This is a genomic window from Streptomyces sp. NPDC088354, from assembly GCF_044753585.1.
Classification (GTDB): Bacteria; Actinomycetota; Actinomycetes; order Streptomycetales; family Streptomycetaceae; genus Actinacidiphila.
Window position 1 is genome coordinate 13,960 of sequence record NZ_JBIVNJ010000049.1, and the last position, 21,315, is coordinate 35,274.

The window sequence follows — 21,315 nt, forward strand, 5'->3', positions numbered from 1 at the left end:
GTCACCGAAGCCAAGGAGAACCCGAACAGTGAGGAACACCGCAGTGAGGAACGAGACCAGCCGCACCTACGACGTGATCGTCATCGGCGGGGGGCCGGTCGGCGAGAACGTGGCCGAACGCGCCCGCGCCGCAGGGCTCAGCGCCGTGATCGTGGAACGCGAACTCCTCGGCGGCGAGTGCTCGTTCTGGGCCTGCGACCCGAGCAAGGCGCTGCTGCGGCCCGTGGTGGCACGTGCCGACGCGAGCCGCGTACCCGGACTCGACCCGGCGGTGGCCGGCCCGCTGGACGTCGAGGCGGTCCTCGCGCACCGCGACAAGATGTCCTCGTACTGGAAGGACGAGGACCAGGTCGACTGGCTGACCTCGGTCCGCGTCGACCTCGTGCGCGGCCACGGCCGCCTCACCGGCCCCAAGCAGGTCGCGGTGCAGACCCCTGAGGGCGACACGGTCGCCCTGACCGCCCGGCACGCGGTCGCTGTCTCCACCGGCACCCGCGCCGCCCTGCCCCCGATCCCCGGACTCGACACCGTCCGGCCGTGGACCAGCCGCGAGGCCACCAGCGCCGACAAGGTGCCCGGCCGCCTCGCCGTCGTCGGAGGCGGTGTGGTCGCCGTCGAGATGGCCACCGCCTGGCAGGCCCTCGGCTCCCAGGTCACCATGCTCGTCCTCGCCGACGGACTCCTGGAGCGGATGGAGCCGTTCGCCGGCGAGCTGGTCACCGACGGGCTGCGCGAATCCGGCGTCGACATCCGTTTCAACACCACCGTCACCTCCCTGGCCCGGGAGGACGGCGAGGGCGGCGAGGGCGGCGAGGTGCGGATCACGCTCCGCGACGGCGGGCAACTGGCCGCGGACGAGGTCCTGCTGGCGACCGGCCGGGCCCCCCGGACCCGGGATATCGGCCTGGAGACCGTCGGTCTCACCCCCGGCGACTGGCTGACCGTGGACGACACCTTCCGTGTCACCGGCGTGGACGGCGGCTGGCTCTACGCCGTCGGCGACGTCAACCGCCGCGCCCTGATGACGCATCAGGGCAAGTACCAGGCCCGGATCGCCGGCGCCGTCATCGGCGCCCGCGCCAAGGGCGAGCCGGTCGACGACGCCCCTTGGGGCGCGCATGTCGCCACCGCCGACCACGCGGCCGTCCCGCAGGTCGTCTTCACCACCCCCGAGGTCGCCTCCGTCGGCCTGACCAGCCGCGAGGCCGAGCGGAGCGGGCGCAGCGTCGAGGTCGTCGACTACGACCTCGCCCGCGTCGCCGGTGCCCACCAGTACGGCGAGGAGTACCGCGGCCGGGCCCGCATGCTTGTCGACACCGACCGCGGCACCGTGGTGGGCGTCACCTTCGCCGGCCCCGGCGTCGGGGAACTGGTGCACTCGGCCACCATCGCGGTCGCCGGCGAGGTACCCCTCGACCGGCTCTGGCACGCCGTCCCCGCCTTCCCCACCCTCGGCGAAGTCTGGCTGCGGCTGCTGGAGACCTACCGCGGCTGAGCATGCCGGCCGGCGTCCGGTGCAACCCGGCCTCGGCCGTGGCACCCCACCGGCGAACACGAACGGCTCACAGCCTTGCGAGAAACAGCCCGGCACTGCCGGTGCCCCGTACCTGGCGGCCGCTTTCGGGCGGAGCCCGGGACTTTTCGGGCCTCGCCGACAGCCGAACGAGAAAGGCGCGCACCATGCACGTACTGCCTGCCCCGACGAACCGGCCGGCCCCGCCGCCCCGGGCGGTCCACCTCTGCGACCGCCCGGGCGCACCGGGGCGCGGGCCCACCGCACCCGTCCCCGCGGGAGCACCCGCCGCCGACAGGCCGCCGGGCCACCGGCAGACGGACGTCCACTGGCTTGTCGGACTGCGTTTTCGTTCCACTGCGGGGAACCTGACCAGGCACTACTACCTGATCGACGGCGGAATCACCCGGCAGGACGCCCTGCGCCTGGCCCGGCGGAAGGCAACAAGCCCCGCGGAACGGCGCGCCCGACGCGGCGCGCCGGTCGACGGCGCCTGGGCCGAGGCCCGCGCCATGAGAATGAACGACCTGGGCCTGCCGGAAATGGCCGACGAGCAGCAGTCGCCGGCAAAGGCTCCGAACCGGCCGTCGCCGCTTTCGGCGCCTTCGGCGTCACCTCCGGCCAGGCCTTGCCCGGCGTCGTCGGTCCCCCGGGTCTGATGGTTGCCGGGGGGCGGGGCGTCAGGGGGAGGCGGTGCGGCGGGCGTAGGCGCGGGCGGCGCGGGCGCGGTCGCCGCAGCGGGTGGAACACCAGTGGCGGCGGCCGTGGCGGAGCAGGAAGCGGTTGCAGGGGGCGGAGCCGCAGGCGGTGAGGCGGTCCGCGTCGGGGCCGGTGAGCAGGTCGGCGGCGTCGGCGGCGAGGACGGCCAGGGCGTGGTCCACGATCGCGGTGGTGGGGTGGGGGGTGGCGCGGTAGGGACCGGTCACCTCGTCCCACTGCAGCAACGCCGCGGTGGGCAGGCGGGTCATGGCGTCGTTGACGGCCCCGATCGCGGCGGGGAGGGCGGGCAGGCCTTCGGCTCGGGAGGCGAACAGCGACCTGATCTGTTCGCGCAGTGCGCGCAGTTGCGTCGCGCACATCTCCCGCATGCCGGCGTCGACCGGTGCCAGACCGCGTTCCCCCAGCCAGTGGTTCGCCTGCGCGGGAGAACCCAGCAGATCGACCGTGTGCCCGCCCGCCAGCGCGATCGCGCTGTTGGCCAGGGCGAGAGCCAGATGCTCCGCCTCGCCGTGCGCGGGCGGCAGGCCGGGTTGTGCGATCAAGGGCTCCTCCACGTTCCTCATGGTACGGCTTGCTTGCATCCGTGAGAGGCGGCTACGGTCGTATCACGGTTAAACACTGCTCATCCGTGAGGTGCTCCATGTCCTCTTCCCTTCCCGCGGCGACCCACCCGTTTCCCGTCCGCGTCCTCGGCGGCCCGACCGCCCTCTTCGAGTACGGCGGCCTGCGCTTCCTCACCGACCCCACCTTCGACTCCCCGGGCGACTACCCCCGCGGCGACGGCCGGTCCCTGACCAAGACCGCCGCCTCCGGCGCGGCACCCACCGACCTCGGCGCCATCGACGTGGTCCTGCTCTCGCACGACGAACACCCCGACAACCTCGACACCTCGGGCCGCGCCCTGCTCGCCGACGTCCCGCTCACCCTCACCACCCCCGGTGGCGCACAGCGCCTGGGGGAGCGGGCCAAGGGCCTGGCCGACTGGGAAGGTGTCGAGCTGAACCGCCCCGACGGCGGCACGGTCACCGTGACCGGCGTCCCCGCCGTCCACGGCCCAGGCTCGCGCGAGAAGGTGGAGCCGATCACCGGCCAGGTCGTCGGCTTCGTCCTGGCCGCACAGGACCTGCCGACCGTCTACGTCAGCGGCGACAACGCGTCCCTCGACGCGGTCAAGGAGATCGCCGAGCGCTTCGCCCCCGTCGACACCGCCCTGCTGTTCGCCGGCGCCCCCCGCTTCCCCGAACTCTTCGACAACCAGCTGATCGTCCTGAACAGCGCCCAGGCCGCCGAGGCCGCCGGACTCCTCGCCGCCCGCCGCGTGGTCCCCGTCCACTACGACAGCTGGGCCCACTTCACCGAAGGCCGCGACGAACTGGCAGCCGCCTTCACCGCCGCCGGCCTGGCCGACCACCTGGACTGGGGCCGGCGGGACTGACCCCGGCGCCCGAACTCGTCGACACCCGCCCGTTCTTCACGTCGCGTGTCGCAGTGGTGCGCTGATGGCCAGATCGTCGTCGAGTCTGGCTGCCAGGGCCGGGGCGAGAGCCGGAACATGGCGAGTGGCCCACTGCTCGGTGAGGCAGAGAAAGCCCCGCAGTCCCTCCTGCACGGTGTGCAGGATCCCCGGCAGGTCACCTGTCAGGATCTCGACGGGCGGCCCGGAAGGAGCTTGCCGGGCACCTGCTCCGTCCGGCCACAGCCGTACGACCCCGGCGGCATGCTCAAGCCGTGGTGAGGGGTCGTGCCCGAGCCACAGGGTCTGTCCGTCTGCGACGCCGAGCCACTCGCGCCAGTCCTCCAGGCCGCAGCAACATCCCGGCCGGACGGTGACGTCGGTCCGGGTGTCGTGGACGCGCAGCCCTCCCGGCGCGATCACCTTGTCTGTCTCCAGCAGGCGGCGAATCGCCTCGCCGGCGTCCGTCAAGGGGCGATCTTCGTCGCTCGTCCGCGAGTTGTAGTCGGCCAGCACGGCCAGCGCGCTGCCGACTTCGAGCGGGGACATCCTGCCCGACAGGGCCATGAACTGGTACGGAGGCAGGTCGGCCACCGGCCAGCAGGAGAAGCCAACGGTGTCCGGAGTTTCCAGGACGGCATCCACGATCAACACCGCGTCATTCTCGCCTCGGCCGGAGTGCCACGCAGGGACCCCCCCGGGTGTCCGGCGAGAGCCGGCTGGGGCGGCCCGGCGGGAAGCCGGGGTGCGGGCCTGATGAGCGGCCGCGAGGGCGGCCCGGGGGCTTCCGGACGGCACGAGGCCCCCGGAACCACGGGGAGGAAGTTCCGGGGGCCTGGCCGTGCACTTCGCGTTCGCCGGGTTCAACGACCGCCTGCGGCCGATGTCACGCATCCTTCGATGCTCGGCGTGCCGGTGTGTCAGAAGGGCTGCAGGCGGGTTTTGACGCCGTCGGCTTCGAAGTCGTAGATGGTGCGGTTGATGCGCAGGCCGTCGACGGCGCCGATCCACATGTTGTCGCGGCCCTTGCCGACCGCGACGCTGAGGATGGTCGGCTGGCCGACGCCGCCGGTGAAGGAGGCCTTCAGCTGGGTGAACGTGCACGGGGTGGCCTGGGTGCAGGAGGTCTCGTTGCCGGACAGGAACCAGGTGCCGCTCGTGGTGGCGTCGATGTACGGGCTCCAGCGGTCCACCGTCGTGACTGCGGGCGGGGTCCACACCAGGGTGGAGTAGTTGTCGCCGGCGGTCATGTTCGGATCGATCTCGATCCTGATGTTCGGCATGTTGGTCGGGCCGCCGTAGTTGACGTTCTCGCCGGTCTGGAAGACGTGGAAGCCGACCTTGTTCAGGCCCAGGACCGGGTTGCCGTAGAAGTCGACCTCGTTGCCGAAGTCGACCTTCTCGCTGGGGGGAGCCAGCGTGGTGGCGTTGTTCGCGACCTCGATGCCCAGGCTGCCTGTGCCGTAGGGCGGCCGGGCGGCGGATCCCGTTACGCCGAAGGAGCCGAACGGCCCGTTCCTCAGTTCTGCGATGGGGGAGCCGATCGTGTTACGGGTGATCACCCCCCAGTGGTCCGACAGGAGGCTCTTCTCGTCCGCGACGGCAGTTATCGCTCCCGGGACCATCGACGCCGCTATCGCGGCCAGTGCTATGGCCGCGAGCGCCTTGCCTCGGCGCACGCCAAATCGAGTGTTCACTGGTGTTCCTTTCCTGGGTGAAGGACGGCCACGAGCCCTTGGCACATGCCAGGTGCATAGCACTCTGACGGACACGCAAAGTTACGGTATATGCCACTCAGTGACGGTGCCTGTTGGGGTAATCCATCGGGTGGGCGCGCTGCGCCCGGCTGGGCGGAGGAGCCGGACGCGATGCCCGTGCGATGAAACGGGGGCCGCCCCCGGAGCCGGGTCCCGCGCCCTGGAACGGGGCCGGGTCGGGCAGGGTGGGTGGTCTGACGACGGGGTCGCCGCCGGGGTGCCGGTGGCGCCGGCTGGGGCCCGACTTGCGTTGGCCGCCACAGATGTTCGTCAACGGATCAAGTTCACCTTGCGGTCGCCCCTCAGGCCGGCAGGCCGGGGAGGGCCCGCTGAGCAGGCGACGTGTGGGCTGGGCTCATCGTGGATGGCGTCGGTATATGCGTTTTGACCTACGTAGGCGCCGTGGGTGCTGTTCCATCCGGTGCCACAGAAAGTGATCGGTGAACTGCCGTCAGCGGCCGAGGCGGATCCATTGGCCCGGGGACGCCGTGTCGCGGGGGGCTCGAGCGGCTGGGATGGCTGCGAAGGGGCGTGGTACTTCCTTGCCTTCTTCGATCCATTGGCGCAGGACGGCGCGGTAGATCGGCGGGTCCGCGCTGGCCTGGTATCCGCTGGGCTGACGAGCGTGGCCGGCGGTGCGGAGTGGGGGAAGGGCTGTGGTGTCCTCCATACCCCCTCAACGACCGCGAAGAGCACGGGTGGTGGCCCGCGAGGAAGTCCTGGGCCGCGACTCGGACCGAAAACGATCGTTCACTGGTCGGGGTCCGCACGAGTCCGCCGCGACTGCTGTTCAGGTCTTGGGAGGGACGCCCACCCCACACCTGCTGCTCACCGGGCGGCTCGCCGGCCCCTTCGGGGGCCAGGCGTTCGTGGGAGGTGGTTGTCAGTGCGCCCGCCTGCCTGTCCACGTCGCTGCCGAGGTCGATTACCTCACCGTCCAGCATCCAAAAATCTACGTTGGCCGAAGTAGACATTCGGCGGTGACATGGTTATGGTTTCTCTCGTAGCCAGAGAGATGCAGGGCCTGGCAGAGACGACCTGCCGGGCAGTAGTACCGCAGTACAGCCAGTTGAAGTGCGCAGGTCGGTGCGGTGGTGGAGTTCCGGAGCCAGAGCGGTTGCAGGACGGCGACGGGACTGACGACCGGACCGGGTGGCCCGCAGTGATCAGGGGCCACCGTGAGCAGTACCTCGGTGAAGGCGTCGGCTGCGGACGCGCGCACCGGGAGGTTCGGCAGTGGGGTTCCAAGCCGGAGCAGACGCAGGACGGGCGAAGGGGCCGGCTGCCGGACAGTGGTGCTACGCAGGCCACGGAGTAGTTCGCATCACCAGCAGTACGCAGGAGAGCAGTACCCGCGGTAGGTAAGTGATTGATCCCAGAGGGAAGAATGGAGGAGCAGAGCGCCATCAGGATCGCCCGGGCGGAGGTCGTGAGCCCGGGTACCGCAGGACATTGACAGTGAGGTGGTCTCCGGTCACGCATCCGCGATCCCCGCACCCCCGGCAGCATGTCGGTCGGGTGGGCGGAAACAGTAGGCCGGCGTACTTCCAGGGCCGGCAGATGGTGTAGCAGTTCCTTCGGGGCCCTGGTGCCAGCACGGCACCAGGGCCCCTCAGCGCGGTTTCACAGAGAGGTGCAATGACAGCAGACGACTCGTTCGGCCGTCTCGACGACGACGACTACCCCGCATTCACCATGGGACGGGCTGCCGAGATGCTCGGCACCACCCAGGGCTTCCTCCGTGCCATCGGCGAAGCCCGCCTGATCACCCCGCTCCGCTCCGAGGGCGGACATCGCCGCTACTCCCGCTACCAGTTGCGCATCGCCGCCCGCGCCCGGGAACTCGTCGACCACGGGACCCCCATCGAGGCCGCCTGCCGCATCATCATCCTCGAAGACCAGCTCGAAGAAGCCCAGCGCATCAACGCCGAATACCGCCGCGCCGCATCCCGGCACGCGGCCGACACCTGACCCCGCAGTCCGGGGCGACGTGCCGGGCCGCGCATTCCTCCGCCCACTCAGAAGACGAGCACATGATCGCCGAAGAGACCCAGCCGCCGGCACGCGGGCGGGAGTCCCAGCCTCGCCCCGGCACCACGCCCGACTCCCTGCGTACTCGCGCAGTTGATGCGCCTGTCGGCGCCCCCGGCCGGCTGACTGCCGGGCAGAGAGCCGCCGGCCCGGAAGGCGGGATGGAGCGCGCCGCGGCTGCGCTGAAGCCGAGGATGCGTGGCTGGCTCCACGCCGGCGTGTTCCCCCTCGCTCTGGTCGGCGGCATCGTCCTGATCGCTGTTTCGCGCTCGGCCGCGGCAGTGGCGGCCTGCTCGGTGTACGCGCTGTCGGCCTGCCTGCTGTTCGGTACCAGCGCGGTCTACCATCGCGGAACGTGGGGTCCGCGGGGGGAGGCGGTCCTGCGGCGGCTGGACCACGCGAACATTTTCCTGATCATCGCCGGCACGTACACCCCACTGGCGGTACTTCTTCTGCCCGCGGGTCGGCAGCTGGTGCTGCTGACCGCGGTGTGGGCAGGCGCCCTGGCCGGCATCGCCTTCCGCGTGCTGTGGATCGGGGCTCCCCGGTGGCTGTACACCCCGTGCTACCTCGTCCTGGGCTGGGTGGCCGTCTTCTACCTGTCCGACTTCGCGCGCACCGGCGGCACCGCGGTGGTCGTGCTCGTCATTGCCGGTGGCCTGCTCTACACCGCGGGCGCCGTCGTGTACGGACTCAAGCGCCCCGACCCCTCACCGGCCTGGTTCGGCTTCCACGAGGTCTTCCACGCCCTCACCATCGCCGCCTTCACCGCGCACTACACGGCCATCGTCCTGGCAGTCGCATGACTGCCTCGGCGAGGCCGAGCCCCAACCCCTCCTGCCGTGCTCAGCCACCCGGGGTCGGGGGTTGATCGGGGGCACGGCAGGCAAAGACCCTTCGAGGCGAACGGCAACCATTTTCCTCAACTCTGCGCTCCCGGCAGGCCAGAATCTATGACCGCGAGGCGAGGATTTGGCGCGCAGCGCCGGAAGAGTTTTTCCCGCAATGAACAGAGTGAAGTCATGCAACGTACGCGGGCCGACACGGCATGCTACTGTCGACCTCAGTTGCAGTCGCGGTTCCCAAAACTTCAAGCGCCTCCGTGAGTATTTTCAGCCACTGGAAGCGTTTTTATATATCCGGTCATTTTCCGGGCGGGGCGTCATTGCGGCGACCCGGTGTCCGTACAGTGCGGATGCTGGTGTACTGCCCCAAAGGAGATGTGACATGGCGACTGGCACTGTGAAGTGGTTCAACACGGCCAAGGGTTTCGGCTTCATCGAGCAGGACGGTGGCGGCGCTGACGTGTTCGCCCACTTCTCGAACATCGCCACGGGCCTTGGTGAGCTGCTCGAAGGCCAGAAGGTCACCTTCGACATCGCGCAGAGCCAAAAGGGACCGACGGCCGAGAACATCGTTCCCGCCTGACACTGGCGCCCACTTGGCAGCTGGTGCCCGAACGTGCGGCACCAGTTGCGGGAATCCCGCAGCGGTGTCACCTGCGGGACAACCCCCGCCCGTCGGCGCGCGCCTCTTCGGAGCTGCACCCGTCGACGTCCACGATTCACGTCCACGTCGACGCCACCGATTTCATCGCCTGCACCCCGCTCCGGATTTAGCAGGCAAGATTCGCTTTCGCATCCCATTCGGCCCGTTCTTGTGATTCCTCGCGCTGTTCTTCCGCTGCAGGAATTCCTTGATACGTGCCGTATCAAGGAAGGTTCTGAATGAACCCCACACGTACGAACGACCGCTCCTCCCGCACCCGCCTCCGCACCGACGGCCCCCCTTCCGGCTCCGCCGCCGGTTCGGTTCGTGGCCGCCGCTTCGCTTCGTCCGCCCCGAGCCGTTCCGGTGGTCCGAGCCGCTCGGGTGGTTACGGCCGCCGGCCCGGCGCGGTTTCGGGAGAGTTCGCCCTGCCGAAAACGATCACTCCCGCGCTGCCTGCCGTCGAGGCGTTCGCCGACCTCGACATGCCCAGGGAGTTGCTGGCCGCGCTCACCGCGCAGGGCGTTTCGGTGCCGTTCCCGATTCAGGGCGCGACCCTGCCGAACACCCTCGCGGGCCGCGACGTCCTGGGCCGCGGGCGCACCGGCTCCGGTAAGACGCTGGCCTTCGGCCTGGCCCTACTGGCCCGCACCGCCGGCCGGCGTGCCGAACCCCGCCAGCCGCTTGCCCTGATCCTGGTCCCCACCCGGGAACTGGCCCAGCAGGTGACCGATGCACTCACCCCCTACGCCCGCTCGGTGAAGCTGCGCCTGGCCACCGTCGTCGGCGGGATGTCGATCGGCAAGCAGGCGGCTGCGCTGCGGGGTGGCACCGAAGTCGTCGTGGCCACCCCCGGACGCCTCAAGGACCTCATCGACCGCGGCGACTGCCGGCTGAACCAGGTCGCGATCACCGTGCTCGACGAGGCCGACCAGATGGCCGACATGGGCTTCATGCCGCAGGTCACCGCACTCCTGGACCAGGTACGCCCCGAGGGCCAGCGCATGCTGTTCTCCGCGACCTTGGACCGCAACGTCGATCTCCTGGTCCGCCGCTACCTCACCGACCCCGTCGTCCACTCCGTCGACCCGTCCGCGGGCGCGGTCACCACGATGGAACACCACGTCCTGCACGTGCACGGCACCGACAAGCACCGGACGACGACGCAGATCGCGGCGCGCGAGGGCCGCGTGATCATGTTCCTGGACACCAAGTACGCCGTGGACCGGCTCACCCAGGACCTCCTCAACAACGGTGTACGGGCGGCCGCCCTGCACGGCGGGAAGTCCCAGCCGCAGCGCACCCGCACCCTCGCCCAGTTCAAGACCGGGCACGTCACCGTGCTGGTCGCCACGAACGTCGCGGCACGCGGCATCCACGTCGACAACCTCGACCTCGTCGTCAACGTGGATCCGCCGACCGACCACAAGGACTACCTGCACCGCGGCGGCCGCACGGCCCGCGCGGGCGAGTCCGGCAGCGTCGTCACCCTGGTCACCCCCAACCAGCGCCGCGACATGACCCGCCTCATGACCGCCGCCGGCATCGTGCCCCAGACCACCCAGGTCCGCTCCGGCGATGAAGCCCTCAACCGGATCACCGGCGCCCAGACCCCCTCCGGCATCCCCGTCACCATCACCGCGCCGGCGCCCGAGCGACGCAAGCGCAGCGCGGCCTCCCGCAGTCGACGCGGTCCCGCTTCGGGTGCCCGGCGCGTGAGCGTGCGGCAGTCCGCCTTCGACGCGGCGGCCTGAACACCACATGCTCAGGAAGCCGGCCTATCTCTGCAGGAGGCACCTTTTGACGCTGGTTCAGATGCAACCCCGCTCGGCGAGTGCCACCCCCGTGCACAAGACGGTGGCCGACGCCATGGACACCGCCGGTCCGCAGGTCAGTGACGACATGACCGTCGAAGTGGCCCTGTCCGTCATGGCCAGTGCCCGCGTCGGGCACCTGCTCATCTGCGACAACGACGGCCTGTGCACCGGCCTGGTCACCCAGGTCCAGCTCACCGCCGTCCGTGACAGCTCCGTCTACACCGACCGGGTCCAGCTGCGCGACATCCTCGGCGACCGCGGGCCGTTCACCTCGCCTGTGACCACGATGGCCGAAGCCGAGCACACCATGCGCTACCGCCGGGTCGATGCCCTGCCTGTCGTCGACGAACAAGGTAGCGCTCTCGGCGTCCTCGCCCTTGCCCGCTGAACCGCCTCACCGCAGAACCATCCCCTCCTTCTCCCTGTGAGGCATCATGCGCTGTGTCATCGCCCGCTTCCCGTTCGACCTCACCAAAAGCGGCGTCCTGCAATCCATGACGGGCGTCAAGCCCGAGCCGGTCACCGGCGAGTCCGTGATCATCGGCCGCCGCAGCTACCCCGTCAAACAGGTCGGCCAGGTCATCACACGCCAAGACCGCCGCGATTTCAGCGCCGGCGAAGTCCTCCGGGCCATGACCCAGCTCGGCTTCACCTGCCGCGGCCTTCCCCGGACGGCCGCACCCACGCGTGCCCTCAGCCCGCTCCAGCAGGCTTCCGCGATGCTCGGCGCCCCTGCGGCCGTCTGATCGACGGGCAGGTGCGAGCGGGCTGTTCACCGTGTGCCGCCTCGTGGCAATAGCCGGGCGGGTTGGCTGCCTGGTGTCAGCAGGCCGTTCACGGCGGCATACAGGGACGAGGCCCGGGGCTCCCCGTCAAAGAGCGCCATCAGTGGACGTGGATGGTGCGCGGTCCGCTTCAGGGCACGTTGGCGAGTTGTTCGACGAGGTGTTCGCCGTGTGAGCGCAGGCCGGCCTTGCAGGACGGCGACCAGGGGCGGTACGAGTCGGAGGCGATCACGTTGTCCGGGCCCTCTCCCGGTTCGAGGAACGGGCACGATGATGCGGGCAACCTCGGTTCGTGCCGCCGGGGTTGGGGCGTGGGCTCTGCCGATGTTCCGGACGATCTCGACCAGGAGCCGCGGGTGTCGGCGAAGCAGATGGCTTCGACTCCCCGCTCGCCGGTGATGTCGACGCCCTCCCCGAGGAGTCGCACGCCGGCGAGGAGGCCCGGTGGACCCGTCTGCACTGGGCTTCGATGCCGTTTGCGAACCGCTGGAGTGGAGTCATGGTCAAGAGTTGTGGACCGACGTCCGGCGTTCAGGCCATGACCCGGCCTCGGAGAATGATGCGGCTGGGGTGGGCCAGAGCGGAGGCGTCGAGTGTGGGGTCGGTGTCGTAGGCGACGAGATCGGCGGGGGCTCCGTCGACCAGGCCGGGCAGGCCGAGGTAGGCGCGGGCCGACCACGAGGCCGCGCCCAGCGCCGCCTCGGGCGACATGCCCGCACGGACCAGCCATGCGATTTCCGAGGTGACGGTGCCGCACGGGAAGCTGTCGGTGCCGGCCAGGATGGTGACACCGGCCTCGTGTGCGGCCCTCACATTGGGCAGCATGGTGTCCCATCCGGCCAGCCACCAGTCCCGGCGGGCGCTCGGTTCGGCGGCCCGCCGTCGGTCGGCTCCGGAGCCGAGGACGCTGAGCGTGGGGACGAACGCGGTACCGTGGTCCACCATCCGATCGATCAGGCTCGGGTCCAGGTGCATGCCGTGCTCCAGGCTGTCGACTCCGGCCAGGACGGCGTTGCGACTGCCCTCGCTGGTCTGGCAGTGTGCGGCCACCCGGCCGCCGATCGCGTGCACGGCCTGGACGACAGCAGCGAGGACGTCCAGCGGCAGCGCGGGCTCGTCGTGCCTCCAGTCCGCGATGACCTTGCACCAACCCGAGGACGCGGTGGCCTCCTCCACGGCTGCGTGGACCAGGTCGGCCTCGCTCACGTCTCTTCCGAAGCCGGGAAAGAAACGGCCCGGGGTGGCCAGCCAGCGTCCGGCCGAGCGGACGCGGGGCATGTCCGGGTCTTCGCCCACCCAGTCGGGGATGCGGGCCGCGGACCCGGGCGTGCGTACCAGCAGCACTCCGGCGTCGCGGTGATCGGTCAGGTGCCGTCGAAGCGTCGCATCGCTGAACGGGGCCTCGAGGTGTTCGGTACCGGGATGGGTATGTGCATCGACCAGGCCCGGCAGCAGCCAGCCGCCGTCAACGACGAGGTCGGCATCGGGGGCAGCCCCGGCCCTCAGCTGGTCGCCGTCGATCCAGAAGGATCGTTCCTCCCGTTCGGGCAACACGACGCCACGTACCTGAAGCACCACCAGTGACCTCCCCCACGAATCCGCCTGCGCGTCGGTCGATCTCGCTGATCCTATTGGGGGACCGCGGCAGGAGAACCTCGGCATCAAGCCGCCGCACAGGGGGCCGGGACCCATGTGCGGGACGGCCTGGCCTTTCCCCCTGCTGTGGCGGCTGCCGGCGCATGCCGAGTGCGTCGGGTCCGGCGCGCCGTGCCTCGGCCGACTTCCCGATCCGGCGGCGGTGTTGTCCGGGAACTGACCGAGTCGAACCTCTACGACCGGCTCGTCGGGCTCGGTGAGCCGCTCAAGGTGCTTCCTGCCCGCCCGCCAGGGGGCTTCCCTCGCGGGCGTGGAACTGCTGAGCGGTCGTTCTTGTCGGCGGGGGTCCGACGCACGCCGATGGCGAGTGCTACCCCACCGGGGCCGTGCGCCGCGCAGCCCAGAAGCGGTAGAGGGCCCAGCCGGTGCCCAGGATCGCGGCCGTCCAGACGATGACCTCGGAGACGATGACGGACGGGGTCACGGTGAAGTGTGGTCGAGGTGGCATGACGATCATTTGAGCAGCGGCGCCCATGGGAACGGCGAGCGCCGCGAGCATGCCGATCAGCCCTGGTTTTCTTATGGCTGCGCCCGTCGCGCCCAGGGCCGGCCCGAAGAGAACGCCGGCCACCAGCCAGTAGACGATCGACGTCATGTTCTCGTCACCGACGACCGCGTCCGTCACGAAGTAGGTCATAGTGGCCCCGATCAGTGCCAGGGGTCCGGCCACCGCGCCGCGCAGCGGTGTTGCAGCGAGCCAGCCCATTGCGACCGCGAGCGCTGCCCAGCACCAGCCCGAGTCCATCAGCAGGCTGAGCACTTTGGCGGATTTTGCCCAGATGGTGCCGTGGAGCGGCATCCCTAACGTCGTGAACGGCGAGGAAAGGATGTCCGCGAGCGAAGTTGCCGCCCCGAATACCAGGCCCACCACCAGGCTCCCGGCTGTGATCTTCATCAGGGGATGGTAGCGAGCGTCTTCACGTGTCGCGGGTCAGCGCAGCATGTACGTGACACCGGCGAGGTGGAGGAGGCCTCGCTGTTGGTCAGCACGTGGTCTGGCCCCGCCGTACCAGGTTCATCTGGATCCGACGGCCGCTCCACTGTCGGGCCGGTGCCGGGCTGGCGCACAGGTGGGTCTTCCTGTGCGGGTGCGCACGCTCTTGGCCGTAGCGGGAGCCGGCCCGGGGGCCGCCGGCGCTGGGCTGACGGGAAGCGGGGTGCGGCCCGGTAAGCGGGCCGCGGTGGCGGCCCGGGGGCTTACCGGCCCCGAGTCGCATCAGTCGAGGGCGTGGCTGCGGCCGGTCCGCAGGATCTCGTCGGAGAGCTCGGGTTCGACGTGTCGTACGGCGCGGGCGAGCATCAGCGCGCCGACCATTTCGCTGAGCAGGCGGACGGCCCTGTGGCGGGCCTCGGCCGGGTCGAGCTCGTGGCCCTTGTCCTGGGCTTCGCGCAGGAACTCGGCGGCGAAGCCGGTGAGGTAGCCCTCGACGCCTTCGGCGTACGCGCTCTGCACGGCTTCGCTGTGCCGTCCGGCGTCGGTGGCCAGAGAGGCGGAGGGGCAGCCGCCGTCGGGGGCGTCACGGTGCGTGGTGGACAGGTACTCGGCCACGACCCGCTCCAGCGGGGAGCCGTCCTGGCCCGGGCCGTCCTCGATCGTTTGGGCCAGGCCCTCGAGCGAGGCGGCGTAGGAGGCGCCGCACACCTCCACGGCCAGGTCGTTCTTGGAGGCGAAGTGGTTGTAGAAGCCGCCGTGGGTGAGTCCGGCTTCCTTCATCAACTCGGCGATGCCGACCGCGTCGATGCCCTGCGAGCGGAACATGCGGCTGGCCGCGTCGAGGATGTTCTGCCGGTTGCGGGCCTTGTCCTCCTTGGTGATCCGCGGCATGGCCGTCCTCTCGCGTCGCTCTCGACTTGACATTTTTAATGATGCCTCTCATCGTAGCAGGAGGTTTTCAATGACCCCCATCATTAATAATTCTGGAAGGGGAGCGCCATGCGCGCCATCACCTACGACCAGCACGGAGAGGCCGGGCAGGTACTACGCCTGAGCGAACAGCCGGTCCCTGCTGCGCCCGCGGCCGGGCAGGTGCGGGTGCGGGTGCTGTCCCGGCCGATCCACCCCGGCGACCTGGCGGCAGTGGCGGGCCTTGCGGGCGGGCCGCGGCAGCGGTTCGCCACGCCACGGATTCCCGGCGTTGAGGGAATGGGCGTCATCGAGACCGTCGGCGAGGGCGTGCGGGACCTGCGACCCGGCCGGCGGGTGGCGTTCTTCCCGGTGCCGGGCGCGTGGAGCGAACTCGTCACGGCGCCGGCCGATCTTGTGGTGCCGGTGCCCGAGGACCTCAGCGACGAGACCGCCGCTTTGATGCTGGCCAACCCGCTGACCCTGCTCTCCTTGCTGCGGGCGGTCCAGGACGCCCAGCACGGCCAGGCCGGTCCGGTGGTGCAGACCGCCGCCGGTTCGTCGGTGGGAAAGCTGGTCAGCGCCGCGGCACTCAAGCACGGCATCGAGCTGGTCAACCTGGTCCGCAGCGCCGCGGGGGCGCAGACCATGCGGCAGCGCTTCCCCGCACTGCCGGCCATCTCGACGGCCGACGCCAACTGGCGCACTCAGGTCCGGGACGCGACCGGCGGCCGGGGTGCCCAGGTCGTACTGGACGCGGTGGGCGGATCCCTGACCGGTGAGCTGGCCGGGCTGCTCGCCGACGGCGGCACGCTGATCACCTACGGACAGCTCGGTTCCGGCAGCACGCCGCTGGAGTCGCTCGCGCTGACCCCGCGGGCCCTGACCGTGCGGGGCACGTCCGTCCTCCAGTGGATGGCCGCCCGCACGCCCGAGGAACGGGGTGAGGACGTCGCCTTCGCCGCCCGTCTGGCCGCGACCGCCCCGGAACTCTTCGAGGTCGCCGCCGGCTACGACCTCGCCGACTTCGCGAAGGCCATCGACCACGTCCGCCGCCCCGGCAGGAGCGGAACCGTCCTGCTCACCAGCCCCGCACCCTGAACCCCACGAAGGGCACCTCATGAAGATCGGAACCCTCGGCGCCGGAACCGTCGCCCAGGCCATCGCCCGCCACGCCGTGGCCCACGGCCACCAGGTCGTGCTGAGCAACAGCCGCGGCCGCGCCTCCCTGGCCGGCCTCGCCGACGACCTCGGACCGCTCGCCCACGCCGGCACCCCTCAGGAGGCTGCTGCGGCGGAACTCGTCGTGCTCGCGGTCGGCTGGCCCCAGATCCCGGACGCGGTGGCCGGCCTGCCGCCCTTCGACGGGCGCATCGTCATCGACGCCACCAACCAGTTCGCCTCCCCGCCGCCGCCCGTGAAGATCGCCGACCTGGGCGAGCTGACCGGCAGCGAACACGTCGCCTCACTGCTGCCCGGAGCCCGCGTCGTCAAGGCGTTCAACACCCTCTACGGCCAGTACATCGCCGCCGACCCGCGGCACCGGGCCGGACGCCAGGTGCTGTTCCTCGCCGGTGACGACGCCGACGCCAAGACCACCGTCACGGACCTGACCGCCGCCTTCGGCTTCGCCCCCGTCGACCTCGGCTCCCTGCGCGAGGGCGGACGCCTCATGCAGCTCGGCGGCCCGCTGTCCGGACTCCACGCCCTCCAACAGGACTGAGCCGGGCCCTCGCCCGTTCCTCACTCCCCTCCTCATCCCCCCTTCAGTACAAGGAAGTTGCTCATGACCACCACCCAGCCCCTGCTGCAGCCCGTCCGCCTCGGCGCACTGGACCTCGCCAACAGCGTCGTCATGGCCCCCATGACCCGCGCCCGCGCTCAGAACGCCGAGCTGGCCCCCACCGACCTCCACGCGACCTACTACGCGCAGCGCGCCGGCGCCGGCCTGATCGTCACCGAGGGAACCTGGGTCAACGCCGACGCGATCGGTTTCATCCACGCGCCCGGCATCTACACCGATGCGCAGACCGCCGGCTGGGCGAAGGTCACCGAAGCCGTCCATGAGGCCGGCGGGCGGATCGTCTCCCAGTTCGGCCACCTCGGCGCGGCCTCCCACCCCGACCACCTCGGCGGCCGCCTGCCCGCCGGACCCTCGGCCGTCAACCCCGGCGAGAAGTCCTTCACCCCCTCCGGCCCGAAGGACACCGTCACCCCGCGCGCCTACACCGCCGCCGAGATCGCCGCCACCATCGCCGACTACCGCCACGCGGCCGAGAACGCCCGCCGCGCCGGCTTCGACGGCGTGGAGATCCACGCCCAGCAGTCCCACTTGATCCCGCAGTTCCTCAACCCGCGTCTCAACCAGCGCACCGACGCCTACGGAGGCAGCAGCGAGAAGCGGGCCCGGTTCCTCCTCGACATCCTCGACGCCGTCAGTGACGTGTGGGGCAGCGACCGCGTCAGCGTGAAGATGTCGCCGGGCTGGAACAACGGAGGCACGTTCACCGCGGACGAGGAGACACTCGCCGACTACGACCAGCTGCTCAAGAAGCTCAACGACAGCAACCTGGCCTACCTGCACCTCCTGGGCACCCCCGGCACGATCGAGGAGCGGATCGCCCTCTTCTCCCGCTACCGCGCCCACTACCAGGGCAACATCGTCGCCAACCTCGGCTTCACGCAGGCCCTCGGCAACCAGATCCTCGACCACGGGACCGTCAACGCGGTTTCCTTCGCCGAACCCTTCATCGCCAACCCCGACCTGGTCGAGCGCTTCGCGCAGGGCCACCCGCTGGCCGACGGCGACCGGTCCACCTACTACGCCGGTCACTCCGAGGGCTACACCGACTACCCCGCCTTCACCGCCAACTGAGCAAGCAGGACGCCGGCGCTGCGTTGGTGTGTGGGGCGGCAGGAAACCTCCTGCTGCCCCACACCCAGTTCGTGCCGCTCTGCCGGACTGGCTCACCAGCCAACGCCAGTACGGCACATGGGGCCGCCTGGGTGACGGGACCGGCCCCGACGCGGACAGCGTGCGGGCCGCCTGTGTGTCCTTCCACTATCGCCGCCGCCAGCACACCTCCACGACCAGCCTTCCGAAAGGGTGTGTCCGCCGCGGGTCGCGGGCTGAAGCACGTCAGCACCGGAGGGTCCGCCGCGGCCTGACCTCAGCACCGGCATGCCCTCTCACCCGGCCTCGACCTGTCCTGGCCCGGATGCACCCCCATCCGATGGACAGCGCCCGCCCTCACAGGCCGTCGCGCCAGGTCCCGACCCTGCTGAAGGCCTCTCAGGTCACCTCGTCCCACCGTCGAAGCGGTCGTCGCCTGCGTCCGGCTGCGCAGGCAACGCCTGGCCGGCGGGCACTGATTCCGCCTCGCCGATGTCCTGCGGTGCGAGGTCGAGGTCGAGGTCGCAGGTCTCGTGGTCGCCGGGTTCCGCTGCCCGTCTTCGGGCCTTGCGCCGGTCGTTGAGAAGCGAGAAGACAACGGCGGCGAAGTAGAGCACCCAGATCGGTGCGGCCAGCGCCAGCATGGTCAGCGGGTCCGTGCTCGGCGTCGCCACGGCCGAAAAGACCGCGATCCCCATGATCATGCCGCGCCACCATCCGATGATCCGCCGGCCGGACACCACTCCGGTGAGGTTCAGCATCACCAGCAGCAGCGGCATCTCGAAGGAGAGGCCGAAGACGACCACCATGCGGGTGACGAGGTCGAGCAGATCGTCCAGCGGCAGCAGGTTGTCCACCCCGTGCGGGGTGAGGCCGATCAGTACCTTCGCGGTCGTGGGCAGCACCTTGTACGCGATGAAGGCGCCGCCGAAGAACAGCGGGACCCCCGCGCCGACGAACCCGTAGGCGTATCTGCGCTCGTGCCTGTGCAGGCCGGGGGCAACGAACGCCCACAGCTGGTACAGCCATACCGGCGAGGCCAGCACGACGCCGGCCATGAGGGACACCTTCAGCGCCAGGGTGAAGGGCGCGAGCAGACCGTTGATCGTGATCCGCGCGCAGGTGGTGTTGGCGGTCCGCTCGGCCAGATCGGCGAAGGACGTCGGGCAGCCGACCGAGTCCAGCACCGGCCTGGTGGAGAAGTTGATGATGCCCTTGTAGGAGAAGGCCGCGGCGATCGTGACGACCAGGATGGCAAGGACGGCCTTGGTGAGCCGGTTGCGGATCTCACGAAGGTGCTCCGCGAGCGGCATCCGCCGCTCGGGATCCCTTTCCTTGGTGCGGGCCGATGGGGGCACGCCATGTCCTCATTTCGTGCGGCGGACCGGAGACTGCCGGCCCTGCGTCGGTTCAGCTCGGCATGGCGCCGGTTGGGCCTAGCGCGTTCAGGCGATAGTCGGTGCAGGTCGGTACCACTTACCGCGGTCTGATCTGTCCTGCCTGGACCGCGGACAGCGATGCGGGCGGCCGGGCAGCGCGAGAGGTGAGCCGGCCGGCAAGGCTTCGGGCAGCGTCTTGTCGCGGGGATGGGCCGAGGGCGGGCACGACCGGGCTCAGTCCCGGCGGCCGGTCGTGCTGTCCGCAGGCGCGGTGCGGGCGGTGGCGGTGTCTTCGGGAGCGTCCGGGAACGTCCTCGGTCCCGGTCCTGGCGCGGGCTCAGGCTCGGGGCGTGGCTCGTTCGGGGCGCTGTCGTCGTTCATGGCCCTGGTCTCGCTCTTGAGGATCCGCATGGACCTGCCCAGCGCCCGGGCCGTGTCGGGGAGTTTCTTCGAGCCGAAGATCAAGACCAGCACCGCGACCAGGATCAGCAGGTGCCAGGGCTCCAGCGCATTGCGGAACATCGTCACACCACCCTTTCGAACGCGTCGGCCTTCATCCCTGCCTCGGTGATCCGTGCTTGACCGTGGCCTCGCCCGCGATCGTCGCGGCGACGATGTCGCCGTTCCCGGCGACCGGCTGACGGCGCACCGTCACCCAGTCCCGGCTGCTGCCCCTGGGGGCAACCGCGTTCGGGCGCCTGGAACAGCCGGTGCGTCTTCGGGTTCGGCCGCGGTGCGTTCAGCGGCTTTGACTGGGGTGACCGTTCCTGTCGCCGGCTGGCGAGTCGGCCGGCTGCTGCGGGGGCGTGCCGGGTGTCGAAGTCGCTGCGGGTCATGTGTCCTTCTTCCTGTCGGGTAGGCCGGTGTCGAATTCAGGTTCCGGGGCGCCCGGCGGCCGTCCAGGCGGCGTACTCCTGGCGGACGTAGCAGCGGCGGCCGGGGGCGGGCGTGGTCGTGTCGGGGTGGTGCGGGCCGGCCACGAGGTCGGGATGGCGGCGGTCGTGCAGGAGGAGTTGTTCGGCGGTTTCCGCGGCTGCCGCCAGGGGGCCGGGGCGGGGGTCGTCCATGGCCATCCGGTCCATGAGGGCGGCCCGGCGCAGCAGGCGGGCCCGTTCGGCGGCCGTCGGGTCGACCGGGGGGCCGGTGAGGGGCCGTGCCTGGCGGCCGTCGCGTTCGGCCTCGAGGGCGAGGACTTGGTGCATCTCGCGGCGCAGATCGGGCGCATTCGCGTACGCCTCGCGCTCAGGCGGGGCACCGAGGCCGTTCGGGGTGAGGTCCACGCTCACCACTGCTCCGATACGCCAGCGCCGCGGCGTCGGGAGGGCGCCCTGTCGTGGTCGGGGCCGCGGTGATCGAGGGCCGGTGGATGCGCCGCGGACCGCGGGGCAACCTTGGCCGGGCCGGGGCGGCCGTCGACGGGGCGGGGCCCCCGGGTCGCAAAGGCCAGTGCGCGGGGTCGTCGGGTGGCCCGGCGCCGCGGCTCGCGCGGAACGCCCGGGCCGGTCATGCCGAACACCTCAGGCAGGCGCGGACCTCGCGGCCGCTGCCCGTCTGGTGGACCTCGGTCGACTGGGCGAGGTCCTGGACGATGCCGGTGCCGCGGCCGTGTTCGTCGGGGGCGATGTCGCGACGAGGGCGCTCCACGGTCGTGCCGGAGTCGGTGACCACGATGTGAAGAGTGCCGTGGTCGAGGACGAGCACCAGGGTCATGCGCTCGCGGCCGTACTGGGCGGCGTTGGTGGCGAGTTCGTCGACGATGAGAACGGCGGAGTCCCGCTCGCTTGTGGGCACGCTCCAGGTCTCGAGCAGATCGGCCGCGAAGTGACGAGCGGCGGAGACGTGCGCCTCCCGCGCGGGCAGGGTGAGCAACGCCTGGTGGGCGCAGGGTTGGTCGGGCAGCGAAATCGGGCGGGGAGAATCGGTCACGAACATGGTCTTGTGGCTCTTCTGTGGAGGTGCGGAGCTCGGAACGGGGGGAGG

Annotated in this window: 21 protein-coding genes and 2 pseudogenes; 11 read left to right on the forward strand and 12 right to left on the reverse strand. The window is 70.7% G+C overall.

The window, feature by feature from the left end; all coding sequences use genetic code 11:
• The first annotated feature begins 28 nt into the window (after positions 1-28).
• Positions 29-1,495: a dihydrolipoyl dehydrogenase family protein gene (locus tag ACIP98_RS37455; protein WP_401980726.1), complete on the forward strand. Its 1,467-nt coding sequence runs from the start codon at positions 29-31 to the stop codon at positions 1,493-1,495.
• A 698-nt stretch (positions 1,496-2,193) separates the two neighbouring features.
• Here ACIP98_RS37455 and ACIP98_RS37460 read toward each other — a convergent pair.
• On the reverse strand, positions 2,194-2,796 hold the full coding sequence (locus ACIP98_RS37460) for a CGNR zinc finger domain-containing protein (protein WP_401980728.1): 603 nt from the start codon (positions 2,794-2,796) through the stop codon (positions 2,194-2,196).
• 77 nt (positions 2,797-2,873) lie between these two features.
• Between ACIP98_RS37460 and ACIP98_RS37465 the strand changes: the two genes are divergently transcribed.
• On the forward strand, positions 2,874-3,668 hold the full coding sequence (locus ACIP98_RS37465) for an MBL fold metallo-hydrolase (protein WP_319663647.1): 795 nt from the start codon (positions 2,874-2,876) through the stop codon (positions 3,666-3,668).
• 36 nt (positions 3,669-3,704) lie between these two features.
• Here the strand turns inward: ACIP98_RS37465 and ACIP98_RS37470 are convergent, their stop codons facing one another.
• Positions 3,705-4,340, reverse strand: coding sequence for a hypothetical protein (locus tag ACIP98_RS37470; protein ID WP_401980730.1), 636 nt, complete (start codon positions 4,338-4,340; stop codon positions 3,705-3,707).
• 266 nt (positions 4,341-4,606) lie between these two features.
• Positions 4,607-5,383, reverse strand: a complete 777-nt coding sequence (locus ACIP98_RS37475; RefSeq protein ID WP_401980731.1) for a hypothetical protein — start codon at positions 5,381-5,383, stop codon at positions 4,607-4,609.
• A gap of 1,698 nt (positions 5,384-7,081) precedes the next feature.
• On the opposite strand from ACIP98_RS37475, the gene ACIP98_RS37480 reads away from it, so the two are divergent.
• The 6 genes from ACIP98_RS37480 (at position 7,082) to ACIP98_RS37505 (ending at position 11,525) form a co-directional block, all read left to right on the forward strand.
• The gene (locus ACIP98_RS37480; protein WP_319663650.1) at positions 7,082-7,414 is read left to right on the forward strand and encodes a MerR family transcriptional regulator; all 333 of its coding nucleotides are present in this window, start codon (positions 7,082-7,084) and stop codon (positions 7,412-7,414) included.
• 62 nt (positions 7,415-7,476) lie between these two features.
• Positions 7,477-8,280, forward strand: a complete 804-nt coding sequence (locus tag ACIP98_RS37485; protein ID WP_401980734.1) for a hemolysin III family protein — start codon at positions 7,477-7,479, stop codon at positions 8,278-8,280.
• A 421-nt stretch (positions 8,281-8,701) separates the two neighbouring features.
• Positions 8,702-8,902 carry a cold-shock protein gene (locus tag ACIP98_RS37490; RefSeq protein ID WP_319663652.1) on the forward strand — a complete coding sequence of 67 codons (201 nt, stop codon included), beginning with the start codon at positions 8,702-8,704 and terminating at the stop codon, positions 8,900-8,902.
• A gap of 299 nt (positions 8,903-9,201) precedes the next feature.
• On the forward strand, positions 9,202-10,716 hold the full coding sequence (locus ACIP98_RS37495; RefSeq protein ID WP_319663654.1) for a DEAD/DEAH box helicase: 1,515 nt from the start codon (positions 9,202-9,204) through the stop codon (positions 10,714-10,716).
• Positions 10,717-10,762: 46 nt separating this feature from the next.
• Positions 10,763-11,167, forward strand: coding sequence for a CBS domain-containing protein (locus ACIP98_RS37500; protein WP_401980736.1), 405 nt, complete (start codon positions 10,763-10,765; stop codon positions 11,165-11,167).
• A 46-nt stretch (positions 11,168-11,213) separates the two neighbouring features.
• Positions 11,214-11,525: an SCO5918 family protein gene (locus tag ACIP98_RS37505; RefSeq protein ID WP_319663656.1), complete on the forward strand. Its 312-nt coding sequence runs from the start codon at positions 11,214-11,216 to the stop codon at positions 11,523-11,525.
• A gap of 178 nt (positions 11,526-11,703) precedes the next feature.
• Here ACIP98_RS37505 and ACIP98_RS37510 read toward each other — a convergent pair.
• The 4 genes and pseudogenes from ACIP98_RS37510 to ACIP98_RS37525 form a co-directional block, all read right to left on the reverse strand.
• Positions 11,704-12,056 (reverse strand): annotated as a pseudogene (locus tag ACIP98_RS37510) (helicase); the annotation flags it as partial.
• Positions 12,057-12,095: 39 nt separating this feature from the next.
• The gene (locus ACIP98_RS37515) at positions 12,096-13,142 is read right to left on the reverse strand and encodes an amidohydrolase family protein (RefSeq protein WP_401980740.1); all 1,047 of its coding nucleotides are present in this window, start codon (positions 13,140-13,142) and stop codon (positions 12,096-12,098) included.
• A 388-nt stretch (positions 13,143-13,530) separates the two neighbouring features.
• Positions 13,531-14,115, reverse strand: a complete 585-nt coding sequence (locus ACIP98_RS37520) for a DUF6518 family protein (protein ID WP_319663658.1) — start codon at positions 14,113-14,115, stop codon at positions 13,531-13,533.
• 321 nt (positions 14,116-14,436) lie between these two features.
• A complete protein-coding gene (locus ACIP98_RS37525) occupies positions 14,437-15,045 on the reverse strand; it encodes a TetR/AcrR family transcriptional regulator (RefSeq protein ID WP_319663659.1) in 609 nt (202 codons plus the stop codon).
• A 108-nt stretch (positions 15,046-15,153) separates the two neighbouring features.
• Here ACIP98_RS37525 and ACIP98_RS37530 point away from each other — a divergent pair, with 108 nt between their 5' ends.
• The 3 genes from ACIP98_RS37530 to ACIP98_RS37540 all read left to right on the forward strand — a co-directional run bounded on the left by ACIP98_RS37530 (position 15,154) and on the right by ACIP98_RS37540 (position 17,938).
• Positions 15,154-16,164 carry a zinc-binding dehydrogenase gene (locus ACIP98_RS37530; RefSeq protein ID WP_319663660.1) on the forward strand — a complete coding sequence of 337 codons (1,011 nt, stop codon included), beginning with the start codon at positions 15,154-15,156 and terminating at the stop codon, positions 16,162-16,164.
• Between the two features lie 19 nt (positions 16,165-16,183).
• Complete coding sequence (locus ACIP98_RS37535) at positions 16,184-16,786, forward strand: NADPH-dependent F420 reductase (RefSeq protein ID WP_401980743.1); 603 nt, start codon at positions 16,184-16,186, stop codon at positions 16,784-16,786.
• A gap of 63 nt (positions 16,787-16,849) precedes the next feature.
• Positions 16,850-17,938, forward strand: coding sequence for an alkene reductase (locus tag ACIP98_RS37540; protein ID WP_401980744.1), 1,089 nt, complete (start codon positions 16,850-16,852; stop codon positions 17,936-17,938).
• Between the two features lie 422 nt (positions 17,939-18,360).
• Here the strand turns inward: ACIP98_RS37540 and tatC are convergent, their stop codons facing one another.
• The 5 genes and pseudogenes from tatC to ACIP98_RS37565 all read right to left on the reverse strand — a co-directional run bounded on the left by tatC (position 18,361) and on the right by ACIP98_RS37565 (position 21,267).
• Entirely contained in the window at positions 18,361-19,314 is a 954-nt protein-coding gene (gene tatC / locus ACIP98_RS37545; RefSeq protein ID WP_401980747.1) for a twin-arginine translocase subunit TatC, read from the reverse strand.
• Positions 19,315-19,569: 255 nt separating this feature from the next.
• Positions 19,570-19,857, reverse strand: coding sequence for a Sec-independent protein translocase subunit TatA (tatA, locus tag ACIP98_RS37550; protein ID WP_401980749.1), 288 nt, complete (start codon positions 19,855-19,857; stop codon positions 19,570-19,572).
• Positions 19,858-19,891: 34 nt separating this feature from the next.
• A pseudogene (locus tag ACIP98_RS37555) lies at positions 19,892-19,996 on the reverse strand (LexA family protein); the annotation flags it as partial.
• 211 nt (positions 19,997-20,207) lie between these two features.
• On the reverse strand, positions 20,208-20,621 hold the full coding sequence (locus ACIP98_RS37560) for a hypothetical protein (protein WP_319663665.1): 414 nt from the start codon (positions 20,619-20,621) through the stop codon (positions 20,208-20,210).
• A gap of 217 nt (positions 20,622-20,838) precedes the next feature.
• Positions 20,839-21,267 (reverse strand): ATP-binding protein, encoded by a 429-nt coding sequence (locus tag ACIP98_RS37565; RefSeq protein WP_401980751.1) that lies wholly within the window; start codon positions 21,265-21,267, stop codon positions 20,839-20,841.
• Positions 21,268-21,315 lie beyond the last annotated feature (48 nt).